The following is a 22024-nucleotide window of genomic DNA, read 5'->3' as shown; positions in this document are numbered from 1 at the left end:
ACCATCTGACAAGCATTTAACAAAAAAGTTAGATTATGTTTATTATTCCATAGAAGATTCCAAAGGGAAGAGGTATTCTTCTTTTTCTGCAGAGCTCCACTTTGCAGCTTTTTTCTCATATGTCTGTACAAATACTTCTTCGCATTCTCCGCCTGAAATTGAATAGCTAAGTTCCAGATTTCCATTATTAAACCTGATATCAGCATCAGAAACACCAGCTCCTACGACTTCGCATGGCTCATTAGGATCAACAATGTATTTTTCATAGGAATAGCTAAGTGTTACTACATATCTTCCATCAACAATGTCTATAGAATCTACGCCTGTGCATGAACCAGTAACATTTGATAAAGAAACATGACCATAGGCCCTATCTATACCCAAGTCTATTGTATTAGCAATGTGTCCATACTTATAGCGGTCATTTATGCTTTTATCAAAAACGATGATCACCTTATCCTCAAATACAACAGCTTTTTCAAGCCCAAGCATGTTATCATCTGAGCATCTATATACTTCCAAAGCGTTTTCTTCATTTTGGACCTTATATTCTCCGCCAGAGCAAGCTGTCATGGCCCACATGATAATACTTATCAATAATCCAGCTATGTATTTTTTATACCCAATATTCATTTAAGAAAACTCCCAAAATATATACATATATTACTTGAATACATAACCTTCAATGCTGATAGATTCGATCGGATTCTCCGCAAGATGATCGCCTCGAACTACAAGATTAGTGATCTTTAAAACTCCTCCATCAGAAAGCGGAACATAAGCGTCAATTACATTTCCAAGCTGATTCTGATATTCCATAGAATTATTCTTATCAGCATTTTGTTGAAGCTTAGAAATCTCATTTACAATGTCACTAAGGTCAGCATATCCTATGATCTCTTCATCAGCGTCATTACCAAAATCATATGCATAAATAGGTACTTTACTAAGATCAAGATCTGTATAATACCTGTCTCCAAGATCTTCATCAACAAAATACAACGTTTTGTAAGAACTCACATCATAAGAGGTATAATTGCTAAATGCAGAAACAGAGAAATCATCAGTAGGAACGCTCCTTTCTTCTCCAGATAGTTCCTCAACCTGTTCATCAGTTAGATTCTTTTCAATATATCTTTTAGCTGCTAATCCGCCATTTCGTTCAAGCATCCTAAATGCACTTTTAGCTTCCTCAATATCTTCAAGCTCTGCAGCATCTCCAAGTTTAAAGTATTGTTCGATTCTAGCTTTCTGAGACATAAATACCACGCTATTAACGTTGACAAAAGGCATAATAAACACAATAAATGCAGCGATCATACCCATATAGAGAATGTAATAGTTTTTATCCCATTTCTTTATGCTTGATATAGCATGGAAAATAATATATATGATCTCAAAAACAATAAGTGCCATACCAAAATATCTAGAAGCCGTAAAGCCATACTCAGATACTCTCATAGAAAGGCACATTATCTGAAGCACAATAAAAGGAATAAATGCATAGTGCATTATGTTTACTGTCTTTTCCATGCTCTCTTTATTGGAACCAAGAGCAAGAAACCACGCTGAAACAGAACATACAAAGAGTCCTGTAAGGATCGAGAACACCTCATTTGATGGGAATGTCCATGTAACGACGATCTTAATGATATAAGCATAAATGATCACATATGCAATACCTAAAAGAGCCATGAACACATACGAAAAAAGTGCTTTGCAGAATTTATCAAGTTCTTCAGAAGTCTTAGAAAAGCCTGCTAAAAGACATGGAAACTCAACAAGCCCAACTAACATGAGCTCAACTCTTTCAATCAGATAAATCTCATAGGAATCAAATAAAAGAGAATCGACAATCCCGATAAGAATAAGAAAGCCAATTGCCAGGATCATGTAAACAACCTGAGCCTTTACCATGCTGCAAAAAGCTTTAGCAATATATGTTTCAAATTTTTCACCGCTTTTTTTATAAAAGAAATATATAGAAAGTAAGACCGCGCTTATTATATAAAACAGGCAATAATCCTCAGAAATCTCTCTTATAACTTCATTTTCGATGATATTATTGCAAAGAGTATTTGCAAGAGAAATACCAATAGACACAACTAAAATAGTTGTATATAAGATAATATATTTTTTCTTCTTATTCCCGTACTCAGGATCATAAGCCTTTTTAAACTTATGTATTGTCTCACATAAAACTATTCCAAAAGCTGAAAAAATAAGGAACGTAGATAGAAAAATAGAATAAGAATCATAATTCGAGTGTCCATAACCATACAAGACTGTAGCAATGACAAACGCCAATAAAACAGTGACAAAGGAAAACTTATGCTCTTTGATGATATCAAAGTAAATCTGCTTTAATTTCTTTAGTCCCGACATATACTCTCCTTTTGCGCCTTAAGCTTTTGCCTTATCCTGCTTTTCCTTTTTCTCCTTGTCGATAGTAACTTCTATCTCAAGTTCAGAATCAATTCCCTTTATATGGTCCTTTAGATAATCTAAAATATGATCATCACTTAGGTCATACTTATATGGAACCTCAAGATCGAAGGTAAGCTTTTTGCCCTCTTCCCCAGAATGAACAAGTCTAAAATCATGGAAATTAAGATCTGGATCAAGCTCATTTATAAGATGCTTAACCTTTCTCTTAAGAAGATCCCTCTCATCATCCTTAACTACTACAGGGTCCATGTGAATAACTGCTGTGCAATGATATTTCTGATGAAGTTCATTTTCTATGTCATCTATAAGGTCATGAATAGCGATAATATCTTTATCCGCAGGAACTTCTACATGCAAAGACATGAAGATCCTGGTTGGTCCATAGTTGTGAACCACAAGGTCATGAGCACCAAGAATTCCTTCATGAGCAGTGACTGTAGTAATAATCTCATTTACAAGTTCCTTGCTAGGTGGTTCTCCAAGCAAAGGGCTTATGGTATCCCTTGCTGCATCAATACCAGCCTTGATAATAATAAGTCCAACTACAATTCCTACAAAGCCATCGATATTAAGTCCCATGTAGTAATTGATGATGGCACATATCAAAACTATAGATGTGGTGAAAACATCAGAAATACTATCTATCGCAGTATTTTTCAACGCGGCGCTGCTTATTTTTTTTGAAGCCTGCATGTTTCCTTGAAACATGATCAGCTTTATACAAATAGAAAACAACAGAATAACACCTATCGTTGCATTAAATTCAATTTTTTCCGGATGGAATATCTTGTCAAAGGAAGAATGAATGAGCTCAACACCCATTATGACAATAAAAAGAGAAACGATCAGTCCGGCAATATATTCTATTCTGCCATGACCAAATGGATGGTCTTCATCAGCTTCCTGACCGGAAAGCTTGAAGCCAACAAGTGTAACCACTGAAGACGCCGCATCAGACAAGTTATTAAATGCATCACCCATGATAGCAATAGAACCACTGACTAACCCTGCAAAGAATTTAGACAGGAACAATATAATATTAAAGGCAATGCCAGTAGCGCCACTTAAGACGCCATAGCTTTGCCTTACTGAAGGTAGATTTACCTTATCATTATCTTTGATAAAAAACTTCGCGAGAAAACATATCATAATTCTTCAGAGAAATATGCCGTTATCAGAAGCGTTCCCTCCTCAACGGTTATCTCAGCCTCCTCATCAATAATAAACTCGTTACTGACCCCCAAAGGAAAATCTGAGCGGAGCTCTCCTTTATCCAAATTATACATCAATCCCTTTAATGTGACACCTTTTGAAACTTCAGACAATGAAAAGACTGATATATAGCCTGTATTTCCAGCATGAAACCTAACAGTCTCATTTTCAGCTATCATAAGAACTCTGTTATGCTCCATGATATAGCCCTTACCACCGTTGTGTTTGATATAGGTAAGAGTCTGAATATTTGCAATAGTATGATCTACTCTCTTGCCTCCAAGAGCTCCATATAGATAAAACTTTGTATAGCCCTTAGATAAGCCAACTTTAACGGCTTTAATGGTGTCTGTGTCATCCTTCATAACATCAAGTCTCATGACACGGGAAGGATCTGCTTCTTCTATTTCACGAAGGGCGCTAAGACCAAGACTTCCTGTTTCAGAAAGAGAATCAAAATCTCCGATGATAAGATCTGGCAATAGTCCAAGCTTTTGAACATTCAAAAAGCCAGCATCGCATGCTATCAGATAATCTCCGTCATTAAGATCAAGATCAACCGGAACAAAATCACCAGCTGAAACAATAACACATTTTTTATCCATTATGCTTTAATCCTAGATTCTATAGTATCGATATCCATAACCCACTCATTGGCTCCGCCCCAATCTCCAACTATAGTCTCATCCACCTCACCGTTTTCTTGAGTGATGGTAGTATCAAGTCTGTAGTTCATCTGAGCAACCTTAGTAGATTTGCCAGATGTGATATAGCTGTAAAGATATGTTACAGAATACTGAGTATGAGGATACACATTTCCATTTATAGCAGCCGGTTCATAGGAAATAGCTGCTCTCTGTACGCCATTATCCTCAAAGAAATTAGCCCAAAGAGTGATAACTCCGCTAGTCTCAGGATTTTCTTCAAAATTCATAAATCTATATGACCATGTAGAATCTTTTCTATCAAGAACAATTGCTTCACGGCTGATAGGAACGTAGGTTGTGTTCTCCTGTGGTGTATCCTGATTATTAAGGAACACATCTCGTAAAGCGATATAAGAATCAGAAACAACAAAGTCCCTGAGTTCATCTACATTTCCAACATCAAGCTGAGTGAATATATCAGAAAATACTGATAAAACCTCTTTTGAATTATTAAGGCATGCTTTAAATGAATCGATCTCGTTGTTTGAACCCACAACAGCTGTTGTAGAATCAATCAGTCCAAGATATGTATCAACATTAGCTACATCTAATGCAAAAGAATCAATGTTAGGAACAAGATAATCCTGGATAGCCCCTTTGAGTTCTTCAGAACCATTGTTTTGATAAACGGATACCATCCTTCCGATCATATCAGCATACTGCTCATAAGTTGGCATATTTTCATCGTCTGATCTAAAAAGCTGGTTCATATCAGAGCTGTATGAATCTGCAAAGCATCTGTCAGATGCAGCATTTAAAAGCTCCACTGCATGGACGTTCTCACTATTTTCTTCCAAGACATTTACAATAGATAAAACAGTGTTAAGATCAGTCTTCTGATTGTTCATGTCATATACTGCCTGATTAAGAACTACTGTATGATAATTATCTAAAAGAGCTGTATTTCCGGTATTCTGATATCCTTCATAAAATACACTTTTGGCTGATTCAAGATCATCTAAACTAAGATACGCTCCAGCAAGATTTGAATAAGCTGTAACTGACTCTTTATCAATATCAAGGGCTTTCTGATATGATTCGATTGCTGACTGATAATCCGCATTTTCTGTATACTTATCACCAGCGGCAATTGCCTTATTTACCTTAACAAACGGAAGGTGACTGTAAACAACATATCCGCAGATCACTATTGCAACTGTAGAGGCTGCGATAATACCTATTCTTTTTAGATCGATTCCTCTTTTCTTTTTCCTATAGCCTTTTCTTTTTCTGTTAATATTTCTGTTTCTGTTGTAACCCAAATCCTTAACCTCTGTACATAAATCTCATAATAATCAAACAATCTATAGTATAGCATGATTTATTCTATACCTAAAGAAATAAAAACTCACAAAAAACTTTGACAGAAATCTTGCAAAAATAACACAAATCTTGATAACAAGTAGACTTTAAATCCGTATAAATCTAAAATTATAATTACAATAAACTACTAACATTTGTAGATGATGATTCGGAAAGGAAATTAAAATGAAAATCGCACTTATCAATGAAAATAGTCAGGCAGCCAAGAATGAAATGATCTATGGTGCCCTCAAAAAAGTTGCTGACAAGCACGGCTTTGAAGTATTTAACTACGGAATGTACTCTGCAGAGGACGAGGCTCAGCTTACATACGTTCAGAATGGTATCCTTGCTTGCGTTCTTCTTAATTCAGGCGCTGTTGATTATGTTGTTACAGGATGTGGAACAGGTGAAGGCGCTATGCTCGCTTGCAACAGCTTCCCAGGTGTTATCTGCGGACATGTAACAGATCCTCTTGATGCTTATACATTCGCACAGATAAACGATGGAAATGCTATCTCAATGAACTTCGCTCTTAAGTCAGGCTGGGGTGCTGAGTTAAACCTTGAGTACACATTCGAGAAGCTCTTTAGTGAAGCAAGCGGACAGGGATATCCTAGAGAAAGAGCTGTTCCAGAGCAGCGCAACAAGAAGATCCTTGATGAAGTTAAGAAAGTAACTTACAAGCAGGATGTTGTTGAGATCTTAGAAAACCTTGATCAGGACCTTGTTAAGGGTGCTCTTTCAGGTGAACATTTCCTTGAGTATTTTGATGCTAATGCAAAGGATGCTCGTATCAAAGAAGCTGTTCATAAGATCCTTGGTAAATAATAACATTGGTAACAAAAAAGGATGTGTCCAAATAGACACATCCTTTTTTGTTTGATCTAAATCTAATATCAGATATCAGAAACAATAACTGAAATAGTGTTTGGCTTAGAAATGTAGTTAAATCCAAGCTCAGCGTCCTCTTCTACAAGTGAAACCTTTGTAGGCTCTTCGATGCTGTTGCAATCATCTACATCGCCTTCCATCTTGTAGATTTTGGATGCTCCCTTATGATATCCGCTAATAGCAGCAAGGTTAAGCTCTACATCAGCATTTCCTGCATTGATAACCTTGATATACATCTTCTCAGAATCCTTAGATACAGTTACATATACTCTATCCTTCTCAAGGTCATTAAAGTCTACATCAACAAGCTCAGTTCCTGTAAATCTTGAATAGATCTTCTGAACATAGTAGCTTGGTGAACCATAAGCTGATGAAGCATCAAACCAGATAAGATCTGGCTGCCACTGTGTAAACTTAAGTCTTGCAAATAATGGTGCATAAGAAGCCATAAGTACAACGTCACAGTTCTTTTCAAGACCAGTCATAAATGCTGCCTCAGCAAGAGCTGCACCAAAGCTGTTTCTCTTTTCAGGTACTCTGTCTGGATTGATATGGCAGGCATACTCTCCAGCAAATACCTTCTTGTGCTTGTCATATGCATCATACATGTGAACGTTGTTGTACATCCACTCATCTGATACATAATAATGCTCATCTACAGCATAGCTGTAATTTGGATCTGCCTTCATCTTTGGTGAGAAGTGATTCCAGGCATCTCTGTAATGATCTGATGTAACATCAGGGCCGGCACTACCACAGCACTTGATCTCCGGATACTTGTCGTGGATAGCCTTCTCAAATACATCATAACGGTGGAAGAAATCAACCTTATCAGTCTCCCACTGCTCATTACCGATACCAATAAGCTTTAAGTTAAAGCTTTCTGGATGTCCCATCTTAGCACGAACTGCGCCCCATTTTGTGCTGACATCTCCATTTGCAAATTCAATAAGATCAAGGGCGTCCTGGACAAACTCATTAAACTCAGGTGATGAGCTCTCTACAAGCTGATCTGACTGATACTGGCAGGCAAGTCCAACGTTCTGAACTGGAAGTGGCTCACAACCAAGATACTCGCAAAGAAGGAAGTACTCATAATAACCAATTCCAAGAGTCTGGTTGTAATAAGGGAAATCTCCCATATCCTTGTTGCCGTGATCGTTGTCATTGCCATGAACAGCCCATCTGTTCCAGTTAGCTTTTCTTTCCTCAGAAGGGCCTACTGTAAGCTTCCACTGATATCTGTTAGTAAGCTCATTTCCCTCTACTACACAACCGCCAGGGAATCTCATAAATCCAGGCTTAAGATCCTTTAATAGCTCCACAAGGTCTTTTCTGAAAAGGCCAAGTACAGCATCCTTTGGATATGCTCTGAACTGGTCAAAAGAAATAACGCCGCAATTACCCATAACTACAGTAAATTTACCAGCTTTGATATCCTCATTGTTAATTAGCTCTGTAGTATATTTTGTCCAATCAGCTGATGAAACCTTGATCTCATCACTAGATACAAGCTCTTTTCCATCTTCTGAAAAGATCTTGATAAACACTGATGTCTCTTTATCTGCCTTAGCATAGAAGCTAATATCAGCGCCTACACCCTTCTTTAAAAAGATTCCTTCATAAGCCTTGTTAGTAAAGCCTGCTCCATCCTTTTTAACGTCTGCAACCAAGTGACTTGGATTTACATCATTAAGTGGATTTTCCTTAGAAGCTGTAAGCTCTATATCTGATGCAGAAGGATATGCACTCCATCCGTATAATGGTGCTTCCACCTGATAATAATTTGATTTATGTCCGTGACACTCCAAAAAATCAAAACTACGGTTCTCAAGCATTTCTGCATGAAGACCACCGTCAAGACCGTAGTTGATATCCTCAAAGAACAGTCCAAACATACCTTTGCTAATAGTCTTACTCATTAGCTAAACACCTCCCGATATTTCCAATTTCTTTTATAGACTCAAAAACCACATCTGGTTTTATGTCTGACTTTGCAATGTCTTCTTCTTTGGTTTCCCCAGTAAGAACAAGAACTCCCTTGGCTCCGTTATTAACTCCAGTTGCAACATCAGTGTAGATCCTGTCTCCAACAAAAGAGATCTTGCTGCGCTCTACACCTGTAGCATCAGCAACCATATCGACAGTCTCTTTAAATGGCTTACCTACAAACCTTGGAGAAACCCCTGTAGAAAGTTCAATAGCTTTACAGATAGATCCACAATCAGGAATAAATCCACCCTTCATAGGGCAATTTATATCAAGATGAGTTGCAAGGAAAAGAGCTCCTTCTCGAATATATGTACATGCATTTGAAAGCTTTTCAAATGTAAGAGTTTTATCAAATCCAACTACAACAATGTCAGGTCTTTCTGACATATTAGCAAGAGCGTCGCTATTATCCTTATTAAACAGCGTAATGCCCGCCTCTTCAAAACTATCTTCAAGTGGCTTAGTACCAAGAAGATAGACTTTTTTACCTGGGTAATTTGTCTTTAGGAATCTGATCATAACATCTCCCGAAGTCATGATCATATCTCTTGTGATATGACAGTTCATCTTAGCAAGCTTTTCGATATAAAGCTCAGCTGAAGTAGAAGAATTGTTAGTAAAAAAGATGTATCTCTTTCCTGACTTTTTTACTACATCAAGAAAATCCAAAGCTCCATCAAGGATGTCATTTTCAAGATAAAATGTGCCATCCATATCAAGAACAAAAAGATCTGTGTCTTTAAAGATCTGCTGTTTTAATTCTAAACTGTTATACATTCTCGTTTCTTACATGCTTCTCATATAGAAGCACTACATCTCCTGCTTTGATAACTAGGCTACCCTTTGGAAGCATAGCTTTGCCCCTACGCCTTACCATAAATATAAAGCTTTGTCTTGAAATATCAAGATTTTTAATTGCAACGCCGTTCCAGGAATGGCCTTCGTTTATAACTATTTCTTTTAGATCAATAGGCTGTATATCCTTGACCTTCTCGGCGCACATGACTATTACATCGCCTTTTTCTATAACTGTATCGCCTCTAGGAATTATGGTATCCTTGCCCCTTTGAATAGCTACGATTATGACATCCTTTGGAAGCGCAAGTTCCATGATCTTCTTGCCATTCCACACATCACTATCAAGGATCTTAACTCTTATGAAGTGAAGGTTTTCTTCCTCTGCGTAGTCTCCAACAGTCTTAAGTCTCTGGTACTGTTCCACGAATCCAGCAGAAATAATACCTGTAGGAATCGCAACCATTCCAACACCAAGGAAACTGATAATGATGCCCAATATCTTACCAGTTATGGTAACAGGATATATATCTCCATAACCAACAGTTAAAAGTGTAGATGCGGACCACCATATTCCTGAAAATGCATTTTGGAAAACTCTAGGCTGTGCCTCATGCTCCACGCTGTACATACAAAGACTTGATGCAAGCATAAGGATAAATATGATAAATACTGAGGCAAGGAGCTGTTGGCTCTTGGATACTATGACTTCAGTAATAACATTTAGTTGATCATAATAGGAATTGATTCTAAAAAGTCTCAGTATTCTAGCGACTCTAAAAAGCCTAAATACTGTACTTCCTGCCGGAAAGAATACCGGAAGATAATAAGGTAAAAATGATAAAAGATCGATCAGACCTGTAAAGGAAAAGATATATCTTAAAATTGATTTTCCTTCTGTAAGCTTAGGATAAAGCTCATTAGCTGATACGATCCTTAGAACATAATCAACTGCAAAAAAGGCAGTTGTAACTGCTTCAATAGCAAGGAGGAGCTCTTTATAGTGCTCCTCCATATAATCAAATGTAATGGCAAAAGCCGCAGCAAGGTTTAAGATGATAGCAATAATACTGATAACGTCATAAAACTTATTAATTGGCTCATCAATAACTCCAACACTTACCATGTTGAAGATCTTGGCCTTAATTCGTCTGGAATTAAAACGCTTTTCTAGATTACCTGCATTCATCCCCTTTGACACAGCTATCCCATCTCCTTATTTTTTGCGCTTTCCAAAGCTCTCCATTACAAGATCATTTACATCCTGTAAGTAATCAATACTTCTCTTCTTGTTTTCAGACTTGATCTGCTTTTTCTCTTTCTTTGAAACGTTCATGGTGTTTGTATCTTCACCAACATACCAAGCCTTTGTTGAAGACTCGCCCTTAATGCTGACGCGTCCAACCTTTTCGAAGCCTTCTCCGGGATTGTTTCTAGGTCTGCGATCCTTCTTCTGGCTCCTTATCATGTCTGTTCCAGTTTTTGATCTATCCTTGGAATCTTTATCAAAACGTCTTCCATCGCGAATAGCACCATTTCTATCTGAGCGTCTTCCATCGCGGCTCTTACCGTCTCTATCGAAGCGTCTGCCATCACGGCTCTTACCATCTCTGTCAGAGCGTCTTCCATCGCGTCCCTTACCGTCTCTGTCAAAGCGTCTGCCATCACGGCTTCTGCCGTCACGACCTCTTCCTTCAGATCTGCCGTATCTGCCTCTTGAAGGTCTGTCAAAGCTAAAATCAAGATCTTCAATATCAGCGCCCATCTTGAGCTTCATAAAGCCTGCTGCAAGCTGCTCTGCTGTATACTCACCTTCTTCTACCTTCTGCTTAACAAACTCAAGAGCTGAAGTGATATCACTATTCTCAATAATATCAATAACTTCAGCAAATACCTTCTGTGATTTAGCTCTTGTTATCTCTTTTGCAGAAGGAACCTTTCTCTCTTCGATCTTGGTATGACATACCTTTTCGATCTCTCTGAGCTTGTACATCTCTCTTCCACCAACAAGAGTAAATGATTTGCCGCTCTTACCAGCTCTACCGGTACGTCCTATTCTATGTACATAATACTCAATATCTTCAGGAATATCAAAATTAAATACAGCCTCAACGCCGCTGACATCAATACCTCTTGCTGCAACGTCTGTAGCAATAAGAATATTGATCCTTCCGCTTCTAAAGAGATTCATTACTGTATCTCTCTGATTCTGTGAAAGATCTCCGTGAAGGCCATCAGCAAGATAACCCTTACCCTTAAGATTCTCAGCAAGCTGATCAACCATTCTCTTGGTATTACAGAAAATAAGTGATCTTGAAGGATTATAGTAATCCATAAGTCTGCAGAGTACTTCTTCCTTAGACTTCTGAGGAACTCTGTAGTAAGCCTGATCGATAGCTGCTACTGTGATCTCCTTAGGAGTCATCTTGATGTACTCAGCATCTTCGCTCTGATACTTTCTTGTGATCTGCAAGATAGGCTCTGGCATTGTTGCAGAGAAAAGAGCTGTCTGTCTCTCTTCAGGCATACCCTGTAAAATAGTCTCGATATCTTCTCTAAAGCCCATATCAAGCATTTCATCTGCTTCATCAAGTACAAGGACCTTAACATCCTTCATCTTCATGGTATGTCTACGCATATGGTCCATAACTCTTCCTGGTGTACCAACAACGATCTGAACACCTGAAGAAAGAGCTCTGATCTGTCTTGAAATATCCTGTCCTCCATAAACTGCAAGGACCTTGATGCCAAACATGTACTTGGCAAAATCTCTTATATCATCAGCAGCCTGCATTGCAAGCTCTCTGGTAGGGCACAATACAACGGCCTGTAAGTGCTTGTTGTCTGGATCTACCTTCTGAAGAAGAGGTATTCCAAAAGCAGCTGTTTTACCGGTTCCAGTCTGGGCCTGCCCTATGATATCCTTTCCTTCAAGCATGACAGGAATTGCTGCCTGCTGAATTGGGGACATGTATTCAAATCCCATCTCTGAAACGGCTCTGATGATCTTCTCATCAAGGCCTGACTCGTCGTATCTGATCTTTACTTCGTTATTACTCATTAAATTTCTCTTTCTATAAAACTAAAAATTACATCTCTCCACTCATAACATCCTTGTTCTTTACAAGGTAGTCAATAAGTGAAATTACAGTAAGTGCAAGAGCTACCCACATAACAACTGTAGTTAATATCTGCACTGCAGGGATTGGTAAATTAGCGATCATAAGGATTACCATGATCATCTGGAAAGTAGTCTTGAACTTTCCCCAATAGCTTGCTGCAATTACCCTGCCATTGTCTGCAGCAATAAGTCTAAATCCGCTGATAACAAACTCTCTTGCTATAATGATGATAACGATCCATGAAGGAATCCTGTGAAGTTCAATAAGTCCGATCATGGCGCTGCACACCAAAAGCTTGTCTGCAAGCGGATCCATAAATTTACCAAAATCAGTGATAAGGTTATACTTTCTTGCAATCTTGCCATCAAGCATATCTGTAAGGCTTGCTACGATAAAGATTGCAAGTGAGATCCACTTAAATGTCACATTAGATGGATCAAAAAGTAAAAAGAATACAAAAAATGGAATCATTATTACTCTTGCTACAGTTAACTTATTTGGTAAATTCATTATGCTTCCTCCCCAATAAGGTCATATTCATTTGAGCCTGTAATATTGACCTTTAAATAGTCTCCAGTCATCAGTTCTCTGTGAACACCTGTTACAAAAACAAATCCGTCAATATCAGGAGCATCCTTGTAGGTTCTTGCCACATAAGTAAATCCATCAAGATTACTGTCACCAGAATCTACGATCTTTCCCTCAACAACAGCGTCTACTGTTCTGCCGACCATCTTACTTGCAGATTCAAAAGCTATTTCCTGCTGAAGTCTCATAAGCTTATTTCTTCGAGTGTTCTTGACTCTCTCTGTAACCTGATCAGGCATAGTAGCTGCAGGAGTATCCTCTTCCTGAGAATAAGTAAATACTCCAAGTCTATCAAACTTAAGGTCCTTAACAAGGTCATAAGTCTCATTGTGATCAGCGGCAGTTTCGCCAGGAAAACCACTAATAAGAGTTGTTCTGAGACAGATATCAGGAATTTCCTGCCTTAAGTAGCTGACAAGCTCTCTTATCTCTGCATTATTAGTTCTTCGTCCCATCTTTTTAAGAATTCTGTCTGAACCAGACTGAATAGGAATATCAAGATAATGACAAATCTTTGGTTCTTCCTTAATGGTCTGAACAAGCTCTTTGGTGATCTCTTCCGGATAACAATACATGATCCTTATCCACTTAAAGCCCTCGATCTTACAAAGCTTATGTAAAAGCTCTGGAAGTTTCTTTTCACCATACAGATCAGTTCCGTAAAGGGTAGTCTCCTGTGCCACTAAAATAAGCTCAGTAACACCCTCATCCGCAAGATTCTGTGCATCTACTAAAAGCTGTTCCATAGGAACACTTCTATAATTGCCTCTGACCTTAGGAATAATGCAGTAAGTACAGTGCTTATCACAGCCTTCTGCAATCTTAAGATAGTCATAAAGACCACCTGTAGTAACGATTCTCCTTTGACCGCCTACAGGCTTTTTATTGATATCATCAAAATAATTCTTGTGTGTAAAAAGCTTATTTCTCTTAAGTGTCTCTTCAAGCGCTTCAATTATCTTATCTATAGAAGATATACCAAGGATCTCATCTACTTCTGGAATTTCCTTTTGTATTTCTTCTTTGTAGCGCTGTGCAAGACAACCTGTAACTATAAGTGCCTTAAGCTGGCCGCTCTTTCTTCGCTCCGAGAGTTCTAAGATTGTATCTATACTCTCCTGCTTGGCATCATTGATAAAGCAGCAGGTGTTAACAACTGCTGCTTCGGCTTCTTCTTCATCATCTGTAAAAGTAAATCCGCGTCCGCTCAGCATTCCAAGCATAACCTCGGTGTCTACTCTATTTTTATCACATCCAAGTGATACGAACAAAATCTTCAAGCTTCTGTTTCCTCGTTATTCTCTTCTGCAAGAGCATCCTTCTCTTCATCTGTAAGGATTCTAAGTTTATCCTGGTTCATCTCTTCAACAGCGATTGAAAGAGGCTTCTGCTTGTCCTTAACCTTAACCATTGGCTCATCACCAGCAATGATCTGTCTAGCTCTCTTTGATGTTGCCATAACAATTGAGTATCTTGAGCTGATAACTGGCTCTTCTCCCTCTTCTACTCCCTTGTTTACTACATTCATTAAGTCTACGTATGATGGATGTATCATAATGTTCCTTTCCTGCGGTTTCTCCGCATACAAAAGCCTGTTAGTTTAACTCTCCAAGCTCTTTTCTAATAGTATTTATAAATTCTTGATTTCTGGCAGGACTCAAATGTGCCGCTGAAATGATCTCATGAACACATTCTACACTATCCTGGAGATTATCATTTATAACAATGTAATCATAATTTTCGATGCCGATAGCTTCTTCATTAGCCCTTGAAAGTCTCTTTCTGATAACTTCATCGGTCTCTGTACCTCTGCCACGAAGTCTCTCTTCCAAGACCTTTGCTGATGGTGGCATTACAAAAAGAAGTACTGCATCATTATATCTTTCTTTTATCTGAAGAGCACCCTGGATCTCAATCTCGAGAATAACATCAATGCCCTGAGAAAGCTTGTCTTCAACATATTTCCTGGGAGTTCCATAGTAATTATCTACATATCTTGCATGCTCGATGAGGCCATCCTCTTCGATCAACTTCTCAAATTCCTCTTTAGAAATGAAGAAATACTCTCTGCCATTTTCCTCACCTTCACGAGGCTTTCTAGTTGTGGCTGAGATTGAAAGAGCATACTGATCATATTTCCTGGTCAGCTCCTTCATGATTGTTCCCTTACCAGCTCCTGAAAAACCGGAAACAACAATAATAATACCTTTACGTTTCATCTAAACTACTCTCACTCTCTGATGATAAACGCATACTGATAGTTTCTGGTAAAAGTGCAGATAAAACAAGCATACCATTTTCCATAACGATAACAGCCTTGGTCTTACGGCCCTGAGTGGCATCAACACTTGTTCCTTCCTCTCTGGCTTTCTGGACCATCCTCTTAATAGGAGCTGCCTCTGGACTTACTATGCTGATTATCTTGTCTGCATTTACTATATTACCAAATCCTATGTGAATGAGTTTACTCAATGTTCTGTATCTGCTCCCTTACTTTCTCGATATCAGTCTTAAGAGCAATACCTCTGTCTGATATCTTAAGGTCAGTTGACTTAGAAAGAATCGTGTTGGCTTCTCTGTTCATTTCCTGTGCAAGGAAATCGAGTTTTCTGCCTATTCCATCCTTGTCATCACCCTTAATAAGTGCATCTCTCATAGCCTGAATATGGCTGCGAAGTCTTGTGATCTCTTCATCAACACAGATCTTGTCTGCGTAGATAGTAACTTCCATAGCAAGGCGATTCTCATCTACCTGCTTGTCCTCTAAAAGATCCTGGATCTTCTCTCTAAGCTTGGCTTTGTACTCATCGATGATCTCAGGTGAACGTTCTGAAATATACTCTACATTTTCAAGCATACCATCGAGTTTCTCTGTAAGATCCCCTGAAAGGAACTCACCCTCTCTCACTCTGGAATCCAGGAACTGCTTGCCTGCAACAGCGATTGCCTTCTGAAGGCCGCTTAAAACCTCTTCTTCATCAAGCTGCTCATCTTCCATTGTGAAAACTTCTGGAAATCTTGACAATACTGAAATCCTAACATCATTATCAAGTCCAAAATCACTGGCCATCTCATTTAAGTATGAATAATACTCCTGAGCAACAGCCTTATTGTACTTAACTCTTGTATCTGATTCAGAAAAGTCCTCGTAGCTGATATATACGTCAACCTTACCACGTTTCATGAAGTTCTTGAGCTGATTTCTGATCTCAGATTCAAAAGCATTGAACTTCTTTGGCATCTTGATATTTATATCAAGATATCGGTTATTCACTGATTTTAGCTCAACGATGTACTTTCGTTCCCCTTCTGTAATCTCACTTCTGCCAAAACCTGTCATACTGCAGACCATAAGAATATCCCCCTTATTTTTGGGCATAATAATACAAAAGTTATTATAATATATAGCAATTTTAAGGTCAATGTCAAGATGTCCCATAACGGGGCGCTGCTCTAAGATTTGTTTATATTTTTTACTCAGAGCATTTCCCTACTTTATAAATAAATCCCAGAGTAATAACTCTGGGATTGTCTATAAAATAAAACAATTCTTAAAAAGCTTAATTCTTGAAGCTGTGGACCGGAGCTGGAATTCGTCCACCACGGTTTACAAAATTGTCGCAGGAGAACTGGTTTACTGGCATGATAGGTGCATAGCCAAGAAGACCACCAAATTCTACTGTTTCGCCAACGCCCTTTCCGATTACTGGAATAAGACGAACTGCTGTTGTTTTTTGGTTGATCATACCGATTGCCATTTCATCTGCGATGATTCCGGCAATAGTTGTGTCTTTAGTGTCTCCAGGTACTGCTATCATATCAAGACCAACTGAACATACACAGGTCATTGCTTCAAGCTTTTCAAGTGTAAGGCATCCGGCATTAACTGCATTTATCATACCCTGATCTTCACTGACAGGGATAAATGCTCCAGAAAGGCCTCCCACATAAGATGATGCCATTACTCCACCTTTTTTGACCTGATCATTCAAAAGAGCAAGGGCTGCTGTTGTTCCAGGTGCGCCAGCATGCTCAACACCGATCTCATGTAATATATCTGCTACGCTATCGCCAATTGCTGGTGTAGGAGCAAGTGAAAGGTCGATAATGCCAAATGGAACCCCAAGTCTCTTAGAAGCTTCCTGTGCTACCAACTGACCAACTCTTGTAACCTTGAAGGCTGTCTTTTTGATGGTCTCGCAGAGAACTTCGAAATTCTCTCCCCTAACGCTCTCAAGAGCTGTCTTAACAACACCAGGTCCGCTTACGCCGACATTTATTATCTTGTCAGATTCTGTTACGCCATGGAATGCTCCAGCCATAAATGGGTTATCATCAGGTGCATTACAGAAAATAACAAGTTTAGCACATCCAAGGGAATCGTTTTCCTTAGTTGCTTCAGCAGTCTTTTTAACTATGGTTCCCATGAGCCTTACTGCATCCATGTTGATTCCAGTCTTTGTTGAGCCAACATTTATAGATGAACAAACAACATCTGTTGTAGCAAGAGCTTCTGGGATTGATTCAATAAGAAGTCTGTCAGCTTCTGTCATTCCCTTACTTACAAGGGCTGAATAGCCACCAATAAAGTTAACGCCAACTTTTTTGGCTACGTCATCAAGAGTCCTAGCGATCTGAACAAAGTCAGATGAAGTCTTACATGCAGCTCCGCCCACTAATGCTATAGGTGTCACTGATATTCTTTTGTTAACGATTGGAATTCCGAATTCTCTAGAAATCTGATTGCCAGTACTTACGAGGTCCTTGGCAGTATCATAGATCTTGTCATAGATATTTTTGCAGAGCTGATCCAAATCTGAAGAGATACAATCTAAAAGGCTGATACCCAGAGTGATTGTTCTAACATCCAGATTCTCTTTCTCGATCATTTCATTGGTCTCGACAACCTCATTTACATTTATCATATTACATACCTTCCTCTGAAAGATTAAATTCTGTGCATAGAATCAAAGATCTCTTCTCTCTGACATTTGATGACAACACCAATCTCTTTGCCCAGAGCTTCCAGATCATCAGCGACAGTATTAAAATCCTTGGCTGCACCAGCCATATCAACAACCATCATCATATTAAAATATCCGCTGACGATAGTCTGTGAAATATCAAGGATATTGATACTCTCACCTGCAAGATATGTACATACCTTAGCTATAATACCAACTGTGTCTTTTCCAACTACTGTTATGATAGTCTTATTCATGTCTCCTCCATATTTAAAAAGCTGAAATTATAGAACTAATGCAATTTGTTATCAATAGTAAATGTAATCTCTAAATTAATCAAGAAGTTTAGAACTCTAAAATAGGAGAAATACTACTTCTATCTGCAACAATGAGAGGAAAATCATTGCCATGATAAGGGTTGTCTCCCATTTCTATCTCAACGCGAACCGTTTCATAGGCTAGCTCTGGAAGGTTATTCTCCTTTGAAAGATGCCCCAGAAATACACCTCTTATCTTGTCATTTAAAAGCTTACATAAAAGCTCGCCACTCTTTTCATTGGACAAATGGCCTCTATCCCCTAAAATCCTGGTCTTTAACACGTAAGGATAAGGGCCTGTCTGAAGCATTCTCACATCGTGGTTTGCTTCTAACAAAAGAGCATCGCAGTCTTTAAGACACTCAACTGTATAGTCTGAGTAGCAGCCAAGGTCAGTTGCGATACCAACTTTTTTATCGCCGATAAAAAATCTATATCCGCATGGTTCAAGGGCATCATGAGAAATTACCATTGGATTTATCTTCATATCGCCAACTGTTATTTCTTTGTCGCAGGTAATAGGAATAAACCTGGAATCTGTCATCTCATTTTTCTTGTCGCTGTTTCTGATACCTTCAATAGTGCCTTTAGTAGCATAAATTGGAATATCAAACTTCTTTAAGATAGTTCTAAGAGCTGCTATATGATCTGAATGCTCATGAGTTACAAATATAGCATCTATATCTGAAAGACCTAATTCAAGAGTCTTAAGCCCTTCTTCGATCCTCTTTTTGCTAACACCCGCATCAACTAAGACATGGGTATTGTCTGAACCTATATATGTACAATTTCCGCTACTTCCGCTGGCAATACTAGTAAATCTCATAAATAAATCTTATCCTTTAAAATCTCTATACATATTTAAAGACTTATCTATATATCAGATAAGTCTTTAATCGCTTTATTTCCAATATACTTCTATTCTGTCGCCTTCCTTGATAGGCTGGAGATATTCTGGAGTTGCTCCGTTTAAACTTGTAACTATAGCTCTTCCATTTGGCTTGGACAGGTCAAAATCAATAGCATCAAAGATATCTACAAATACATAATCTGCTTTGCCATGAAGAGTTATAGGATCATTGTTAACTGTAACATGAAGATCATGAGCCAGGATGTTCCTTACAACTTCATGATCTTCCTTCTTGTAATCATCATCTGGAAGATCATCAAAAGAAAGCTGTCCATCAGCATCCTCTACAAGTCGGCCATCTTCTGTGCTTTCATAGGACTCCTCATTCTCCTGACTGATAGCAACCTCGTCAGCACTTGGGAAATCCTTATAATAGTCCATGATAACTTCTTCCTGAGCCTTAAACTCGATCTTAAAGTTCTCATAAACAGGTGTATCCTTATTACCTCTTTCGTTGTTAACAAAAATTACAGTATCTTCATTGATATCTATATCCATAAGAGCTGCAATCTGTTCAGCAGTATTGTAGTCAAGAATTTTAACTTCATCACCAGCCTGAATGCTATATAAAGGAGTTGATGGCTGTCCATTAACTGTGGCAAATCTTGAAGCCTCAATGTTCTTGCCATTTACATTTACGTTAAACTTAGTCTTAAATTCAGGAATACTCTCAATAACAGCCTTACCAGGAGCTCCTGCTGTAGATGGAGTAACCTCAATGATATCGTTTGCCCTGATCTTGGTATGGATATCAGCAGGCTTACCATTGAGCTGGATAATAGCTGCTTCACCGGGCTCGCCTCTTGAACTTCTCTCTTTGCCATTAACAGTAAACTTAAGTTCCTGTCCTCTCTTTGGGAAAAGATCTTCATTAGGGAACTGGGCCTGCATAGCAGCGTCCACTACCTGAAGCTTACCATTATCATAGATCTTGGTCTGTACGCCGTTAAATGAAACAAAAATAAAGTTATTTGCCTCTTCATAATAACTGATACAGATACCAAGAGGAGTTACAAGAAGTGAATCTCTCTCGATTCCATCATTATTCAGGAAGGTGATGTTCTTCATGACTTCTTCGCCACGAAGAGCAACTCTTTCTTCTGGAATATCCATCTCTCTTGCAATAGCCTTAACATATCCTGGAACGCATCCGCCACCACCTACAACGAATACGGCGCTGACCGGCTTGTCACCATTTAATCTCTTGATCTCATCAACGGCTTTTTTGGCCATCTCATCAACCTTAGGCTTAACGATCTTGGCGATATCCTTGGAAGAAATAGTCTTGTTAAGACCCATGATATCAACATAGTCAACCTTGTCATTATGGCTTGCTGCTATCTTGATCTCATCAGCCTGATTAAAGTCCACAAGACAGTGCTGAGCGATTATCTCAGTAATATCATCACCTGCTATAGGAAGCATTCCATAAGCTGTGATAGAACCATCATCAGTAACGCAAATATCGGATGTACCTGCTCCTACGTCTACAAGCGCAAGATTCAGCATTCTGAATCTATCTGGAATAGCAACCATCATAGCTGCAATAGGCTCCAAAGTGAGGTTTGCAACCTTAAGGTCCGCCCTCTCACAAGCCTTATAAAGACCGTCTACGCAGTCATCAGGAAGGAATGTCGCAATAAGTTCAACACTTACCTTACCTGCATTATGTCCTTCAAGATTGGCAATCTGATATCCATCAAGGTAATAATGCATAACAGAATAGCCAACAAGATAAAACTTAAGATCAGATGTATTGTTCTTAATAAACTCAGAATAAGCCTGCTCAACTGCAGCAGAATCAAGGTTATAGATATCCTCTTCTGTAATATCGTGAGCATCTACATACTCGTAGTCGTAAGTTGTTCTGACAGTTTTAAGAACACGACCAGCAGCAGCAATACAAACATCTGTAAGATGAATATCTGTCTGCTGTTCAAGCTTTTCTTTGACAACCTTGATAGTGGATCCAACTTTACCGATATCATGGATCTGACCATCAAGCATTGCTCTTGTCTCATGTTTCTCGACACACTGGGCAATAACATTAAATTGTCCATCATTCATGTATCCGACTGTACCAACAACACTTCTGGTTCCTATATCCAGTCCGAATACAACTTTCTGATCTGCTTGTTCTAAACTAGCCATTACTTTCTCCACTCCCAAAGTTTATTATCAATCTGTTTTGCAGCATCTGACAGATCTGTACTGTTATCTATCACAAAGCTGCAATACTCCCTAAATACTTCATCACTTAGCTGATTAGCTAAGATATCAGTTATCTTTTCATCCGAATAGCCTCTAGAAGCCTTTAATCTCTCTCTTCTGGCTTCTTCAGAAGCATATACATACCACAGTTCATCAACGATCTTGTCATAACCATTTTCTATCAAAAGAGCTGCTTCTACAAAAACAAAGTCATAAACGTTATTTTTTCGTTCATTCCCTATAATATTTATAATATATGTATTTACTGCAGGATGCAAAATATTATTTACTTTTTCTAGGCTATCTTTGTCATTAAATATAGCCGCTGCCATCTTGGCTTTGTCGATCTCTCCATCATCAGATAGGATCTCTTTTCCAAGGAGCTTAACAAGCTCATCATAGGCTGGATACCCCTTCTTTTTGATCTCATTAGCTACATCATCAGAAAAGATCACAAGGCAGTTATAATTGTCCCGTATATAACCAAGAACAGTAGATTTTCCAGCGCCAACACCGCCTGTAATCCCGATTATGTTTGTTTTACCCTTAATAAGTCCCATTA

21 protein-coding genes are annotated in these 22024 nt (G+C 38.5%); 1 reads left to right on the top strand and 20 read right to left on the bottom strand.

Annotated elements, in window-relative coordinates:
• Nucleotides 1–42 precede the first annotated feature (42 nt).
• From BUA02_RS07620 to BUA02_RS07600, 5 genes are read right to left on the bottom strand one after another with little or no spacing between them, the layout of a single operon-like run.
• Entirely contained in the window at nt 43–633 is a 591-nt protein-coding gene (locus BUA02_RS07620; protein ID WP_072702384.1) for a hypothetical protein, read from the bottom strand.
• 30 nt (nt 634–663) lie between these two features.
• Nucleotides 664–2385: a DUF4153 domain-containing protein gene (locus tag BUA02_RS07615; RefSeq protein ID WP_072702381.1), complete on the bottom strand. Its 1722-nt coding sequence runs from the start codon at nt 2383–2385 to the stop codon at nt 664–666.
• Nucleotides 2386–2403: 18 nt separating this feature from the next.
• Nucleotides 2404–3597 (bottom strand): cation diffusion facilitator family transporter, encoded by a 1194-nt coding sequence (locus BUA02_RS07610; protein WP_072702378.1) that lies wholly within the window; start codon nt 3595–3597, stop codon nt 2404–2406.
• Nucleotides 3594–4265 carry a thiamine diphosphokinase gene (locus tag BUA02_RS07605; RefSeq protein ID WP_072702375.1) on the bottom strand — a complete coding sequence of 224 codons (672 nt, stop codon included), beginning with the start codon at nt 4263–4265 and terminating at the stop codon, nt 3594–3596. Before BUA02_RS07605 ends, BUA02_RS07610 begins: the two co-directional genes overlap by 4 nt.
• Nucleotides 4265–5629 (bottom strand): tetratricopeptide repeat protein, encoded by a 1365-nt coding sequence (locus tag BUA02_RS07600; RefSeq protein WP_072702373.1) that lies wholly within the window; start codon nt 5627–5629, stop codon nt 4265–4267. The genes BUA02_RS07605 and BUA02_RS07600 overlap by 1 nt, the downstream gene beginning before the upstream one ends.
• A 226-nt stretch (nt 5630–5855) precedes the next feature.
• Between BUA02_RS07600 and BUA02_RS07595 the strand changes: the two genes are divergently transcribed.
• On the top strand, nt 5856–6500 hold the full coding sequence (locus tag BUA02_RS07595; protein WP_072702370.1) for an RpiB/LacA/LacB family sugar-phosphate isomerase: 645 nt from the start codon (nt 5856–5858) through the stop codon (nt 6498–6500).
• 68 nt (nt 6501–6568) lie between these two features.
• Here BUA02_RS07595 and BUA02_RS07590 read toward each other — a convergent pair whose 3' ends face one another.
• From BUA02_RS07590 to coaE, 15 genes are all read right to left on the bottom strand, one after another.
• Complete coding sequence (locus tag BUA02_RS07590; protein WP_072702367.1) at nt 6569–8485, bottom strand: alpha-L-arabinofuranosidase C-terminal domain-containing protein; 1917 nt, start codon at nt 8483–8485, stop codon at nt 6569–6571.
• Nucleotides 8478–9332, bottom strand: coding sequence for an HAD-IIA family hydrolase (locus BUA02_RS07585; protein WP_072702363.1), 855 nt, complete (start codon nt 9330–9332; stop codon nt 8478–8480). The genes BUA02_RS07590 and BUA02_RS07585 overlap by 8 nt, the downstream gene beginning before the upstream one ends.
• Nucleotides 9325–10551, bottom strand: a complete 1227-nt coding sequence (locus tag BUA02_RS16230; protein WP_242946489.1) for an ion transporter — start codon at nt 10549–10551, stop codon at nt 9325–9327. Before BUA02_RS16230 ends, BUA02_RS07585 begins: the two co-directional genes overlap by 8 nt.
• 15 nt (nt 10552–10566) lie before the next feature.
• A complete protein-coding gene (locus BUA02_RS07575) occupies nt 10567–12411 on the bottom strand; it encodes a DEAD/DEAH box helicase (RefSeq protein WP_083572693.1) in 1845 nt (614 codons plus the stop codon).
• A gap of 28 nt (nt 12412–12439) precedes the next feature.
• On the bottom strand, nt 12440–12982 hold the full coding sequence (gene pgsA / locus BUA02_RS07570; protein WP_071176227.1) for a CDP-diacylglycerol--glycerol-3-phosphate 3-phosphatidyltransferase: 543 nt from the start codon (nt 12980–12982) through the stop codon (nt 12440–12442).
• Nucleotides 12982–14340: a 30S ribosomal protein S12 methylthiotransferase RimO gene (gene rimO / locus BUA02_RS07565; protein ID WP_071176228.1), complete on the bottom strand. Its 1359-nt coding sequence runs from the start codon at nt 14338–14340 to the stop codon at nt 12982–12984. The genes pgsA and rimO overlap by 1 nt, the downstream gene beginning before the upstream one ends.
• On the bottom strand, nt 14337–14615 hold the full coding sequence (gene rpoZ, locus BUA02_RS07560) for a DNA-directed RNA polymerase subunit omega (RefSeq protein WP_072702357.1): 279 nt from the start codon (nt 14613–14615) through the stop codon (nt 14337–14339). Before rpoZ ends, rimO begins: the two co-directional genes overlap by 4 nt.
• 40 nt (nt 14616–14655) lie before the next feature.
• Nucleotides 14656–15279, bottom strand: a complete 624-nt coding sequence (gene gmk, locus BUA02_RS07555; protein ID WP_072702354.1) for a guanylate kinase — start codon at nt 15277–15279, stop codon at nt 14656–14658.
• Nucleotides 15269–15532: a DUF370 domain-containing protein gene (locus BUA02_RS07550; RefSeq protein ID WP_071176231.1), complete on the bottom strand. Its 264-nt coding sequence runs from the start codon at nt 15530–15532 to the stop codon at nt 15269–15271. Before BUA02_RS07550 ends, gmk begins: the two co-directional genes overlap by 11 nt.
• Nucleotides 15525–16412 (bottom strand): YicC/YloC family endoribonuclease, encoded by an 888-nt coding sequence (locus tag BUA02_RS07545; protein WP_071176232.1) that lies wholly within the window; start codon nt 16410–16412, stop codon nt 15525–15527. Before BUA02_RS07545 ends, BUA02_RS07550 begins: the two co-directional genes overlap by 8 nt.
• Before the next feature lie 208 nt (nt 16413–16620).
• On the bottom strand, nt 16621–17985 hold the full coding sequence (locus BUA02_RS07540) for a PFL family protein (RefSeq protein ID WP_071176233.1): 1365 nt from the start codon (nt 17983–17985) through the stop codon (nt 16621–16623).
• 23 nt (nt 17986–18008) lie between these two features.
• The gene (locus BUA02_RS07535; RefSeq protein ID WP_071176234.1) at nt 18009–18281 is read right to left on the bottom strand and encodes an ACT domain-containing protein; all 273 of its coding nucleotides are present in this window, start codon (nt 18279–18281) and stop codon (nt 18009–18011) included.
• A gap of 88 nt (nt 18282–18369) precedes the next feature.
• Complete coding sequence (locus tag BUA02_RS07530; RefSeq protein ID WP_071176235.1) at nt 18370–19167, bottom strand: MBL fold metallo-hydrolase; 798 nt, start codon at nt 19165–19167, stop codon at nt 18370–18372.
• Nucleotides 19168–19242: 75 nt separating this feature from the next.
• Nucleotides 19243–21402, bottom strand: coding sequence for a cell division protein FtsA (locus BUA02_RS07525; protein ID WP_072702351.1), 2160 nt, complete (start codon nt 21400–21402; stop codon nt 19243–19245).
• On the bottom strand, nt 21402–22022 hold the full coding sequence (gene coaE / locus BUA02_RS07520; protein ID WP_083385847.1) for a dephospho-CoA kinase: 621 nt from the start codon (nt 22020–22022) through the stop codon (nt 21402–21404). The genes BUA02_RS07525 and coaE overlap by 1 nt, the downstream gene beginning before the upstream one ends.
• Nucleotides 22023–22024: the final 2 nt, after the last annotated feature.

This window comes from Butyrivibrio hungatei DSM 14810 (assembly GCF_900143205.1).
Lineage (GTDB): Bacteria > Bacillota > Clostridia > Lachnospirales > Lachnospiraceae > Butyrivibrio > Butyrivibrio hungatei.
The sequence above is the reverse complement of the archived record's forward strand: the minus strand, read 5'-3'. Positions and strand labels throughout refer to the sequence as shown.

Coding starts and splice junctions, on each gene's coding strand:
- BUA02_RS07620 (WP_072702384.1), bottom strand. CDS start 633: ATGAATATTGGGTATAAAAAATACATAGCTGGATTATTGATAAGTATT.
- BUA02_RS07615 (WP_072702381.1), bottom strand. CDS start 2,385: ATGTCGGGACTAAAGAAATTAAAGCAGATTTACTTTGATATCATCAAA.
- BUA02_RS07610 (WP_072702378.1), bottom strand. CDS start 3,597: ATGATATGTTTTCTCGCGAAGTTTTTTATCAAAGATAATGATAAGGTA.
- BUA02_RS07605 (WP_072702375.1), bottom strand. CDS start 4,265: ATGGATAAAAAATGTGTTATTGTTTCAGCTGGTGATTTTGTTCCGGTT.
- BUA02_RS07595 (WP_072702370.1), top strand. CDS start 5,856: ATGAAAATCGCACTTATCAATGAAAATAGTCAGGCAGCCAAGAATGAA.
- BUA02_RS07590 (WP_072702367.1), bottom strand. CDS start 8,485: ATGAGTAAGACTATTAGCAAAGGTATGTTTGGACTGTTCTTTGAGGAT.
- BUA02_RS07585 (WP_072702363.1), bottom strand. CDS start 9,332: ATGTATAACAGTTTAGAATTAAAACAGCAGATCTTTAAAGACACAGAT.
- BUA02_RS07575 (WP_083572693.1), bottom strand. CDS start 12,411: ATGAGTAATAACGAAGTAAAGATCAGATACGACGAGTCAGGCCTTGAT.
- pgsA (WP_071176227.1), bottom strand. CDS start 12,982: ATGAATTTACCAAATAAGTTAACTGTAGCAAGAGTAATAATGATTCCA.
- rpoZ (WP_072702357.1), bottom strand. CDS start 14,615: ATGATACATCCATCATACGTAGACTTAATGAATGTAGTAAACAAGGGA.
- gmk (WP_072702354.1), bottom strand. CDS start 15,279: ATGAAACGTAAAGGTATTATTATTGTTGTTTCCGGTTTTTCAGGAGCT.
- BUA02_RS07545 (WP_071176232.1), bottom strand. CDS start 16,412: ATGGTCTGCAGTATGACAGGTTTTGGCAGAAGTGAGATTACAGAAGGG.
- BUA02_RS07540 (WP_071176233.1), bottom strand. CDS start 17,985: ATGATAAATGTAAATGAGGTTGTCGAGACCAATGAAATGATCGAGAAA.
- BUA02_RS07535 (WP_071176234.1), bottom strand. CDS start 18,281: ATGAATAAGACTATCATAACAGTAGTTGGAAAAGACACAGTTGGTATT.
- BUA02_RS07530 (WP_071176235.1), bottom strand. CDS start 19,167: ATGAGATTTACTAGTATTGCCAGCGGAAGTAGCGGAAATTGTACATAT.
- BUA02_RS07525 (WP_072702351.1), bottom strand. CDS start 21,402: ATGGCTAGTTTAGAACAAGCAGATCAGAAAGTTGTATTCGGACTGGAT.
- coaE (WP_083385847.1), bottom strand. CDS start 22,022: ATGGGACTTATTAAGGGTAAAACAAACATAATCGGGATTACAGGCGGT.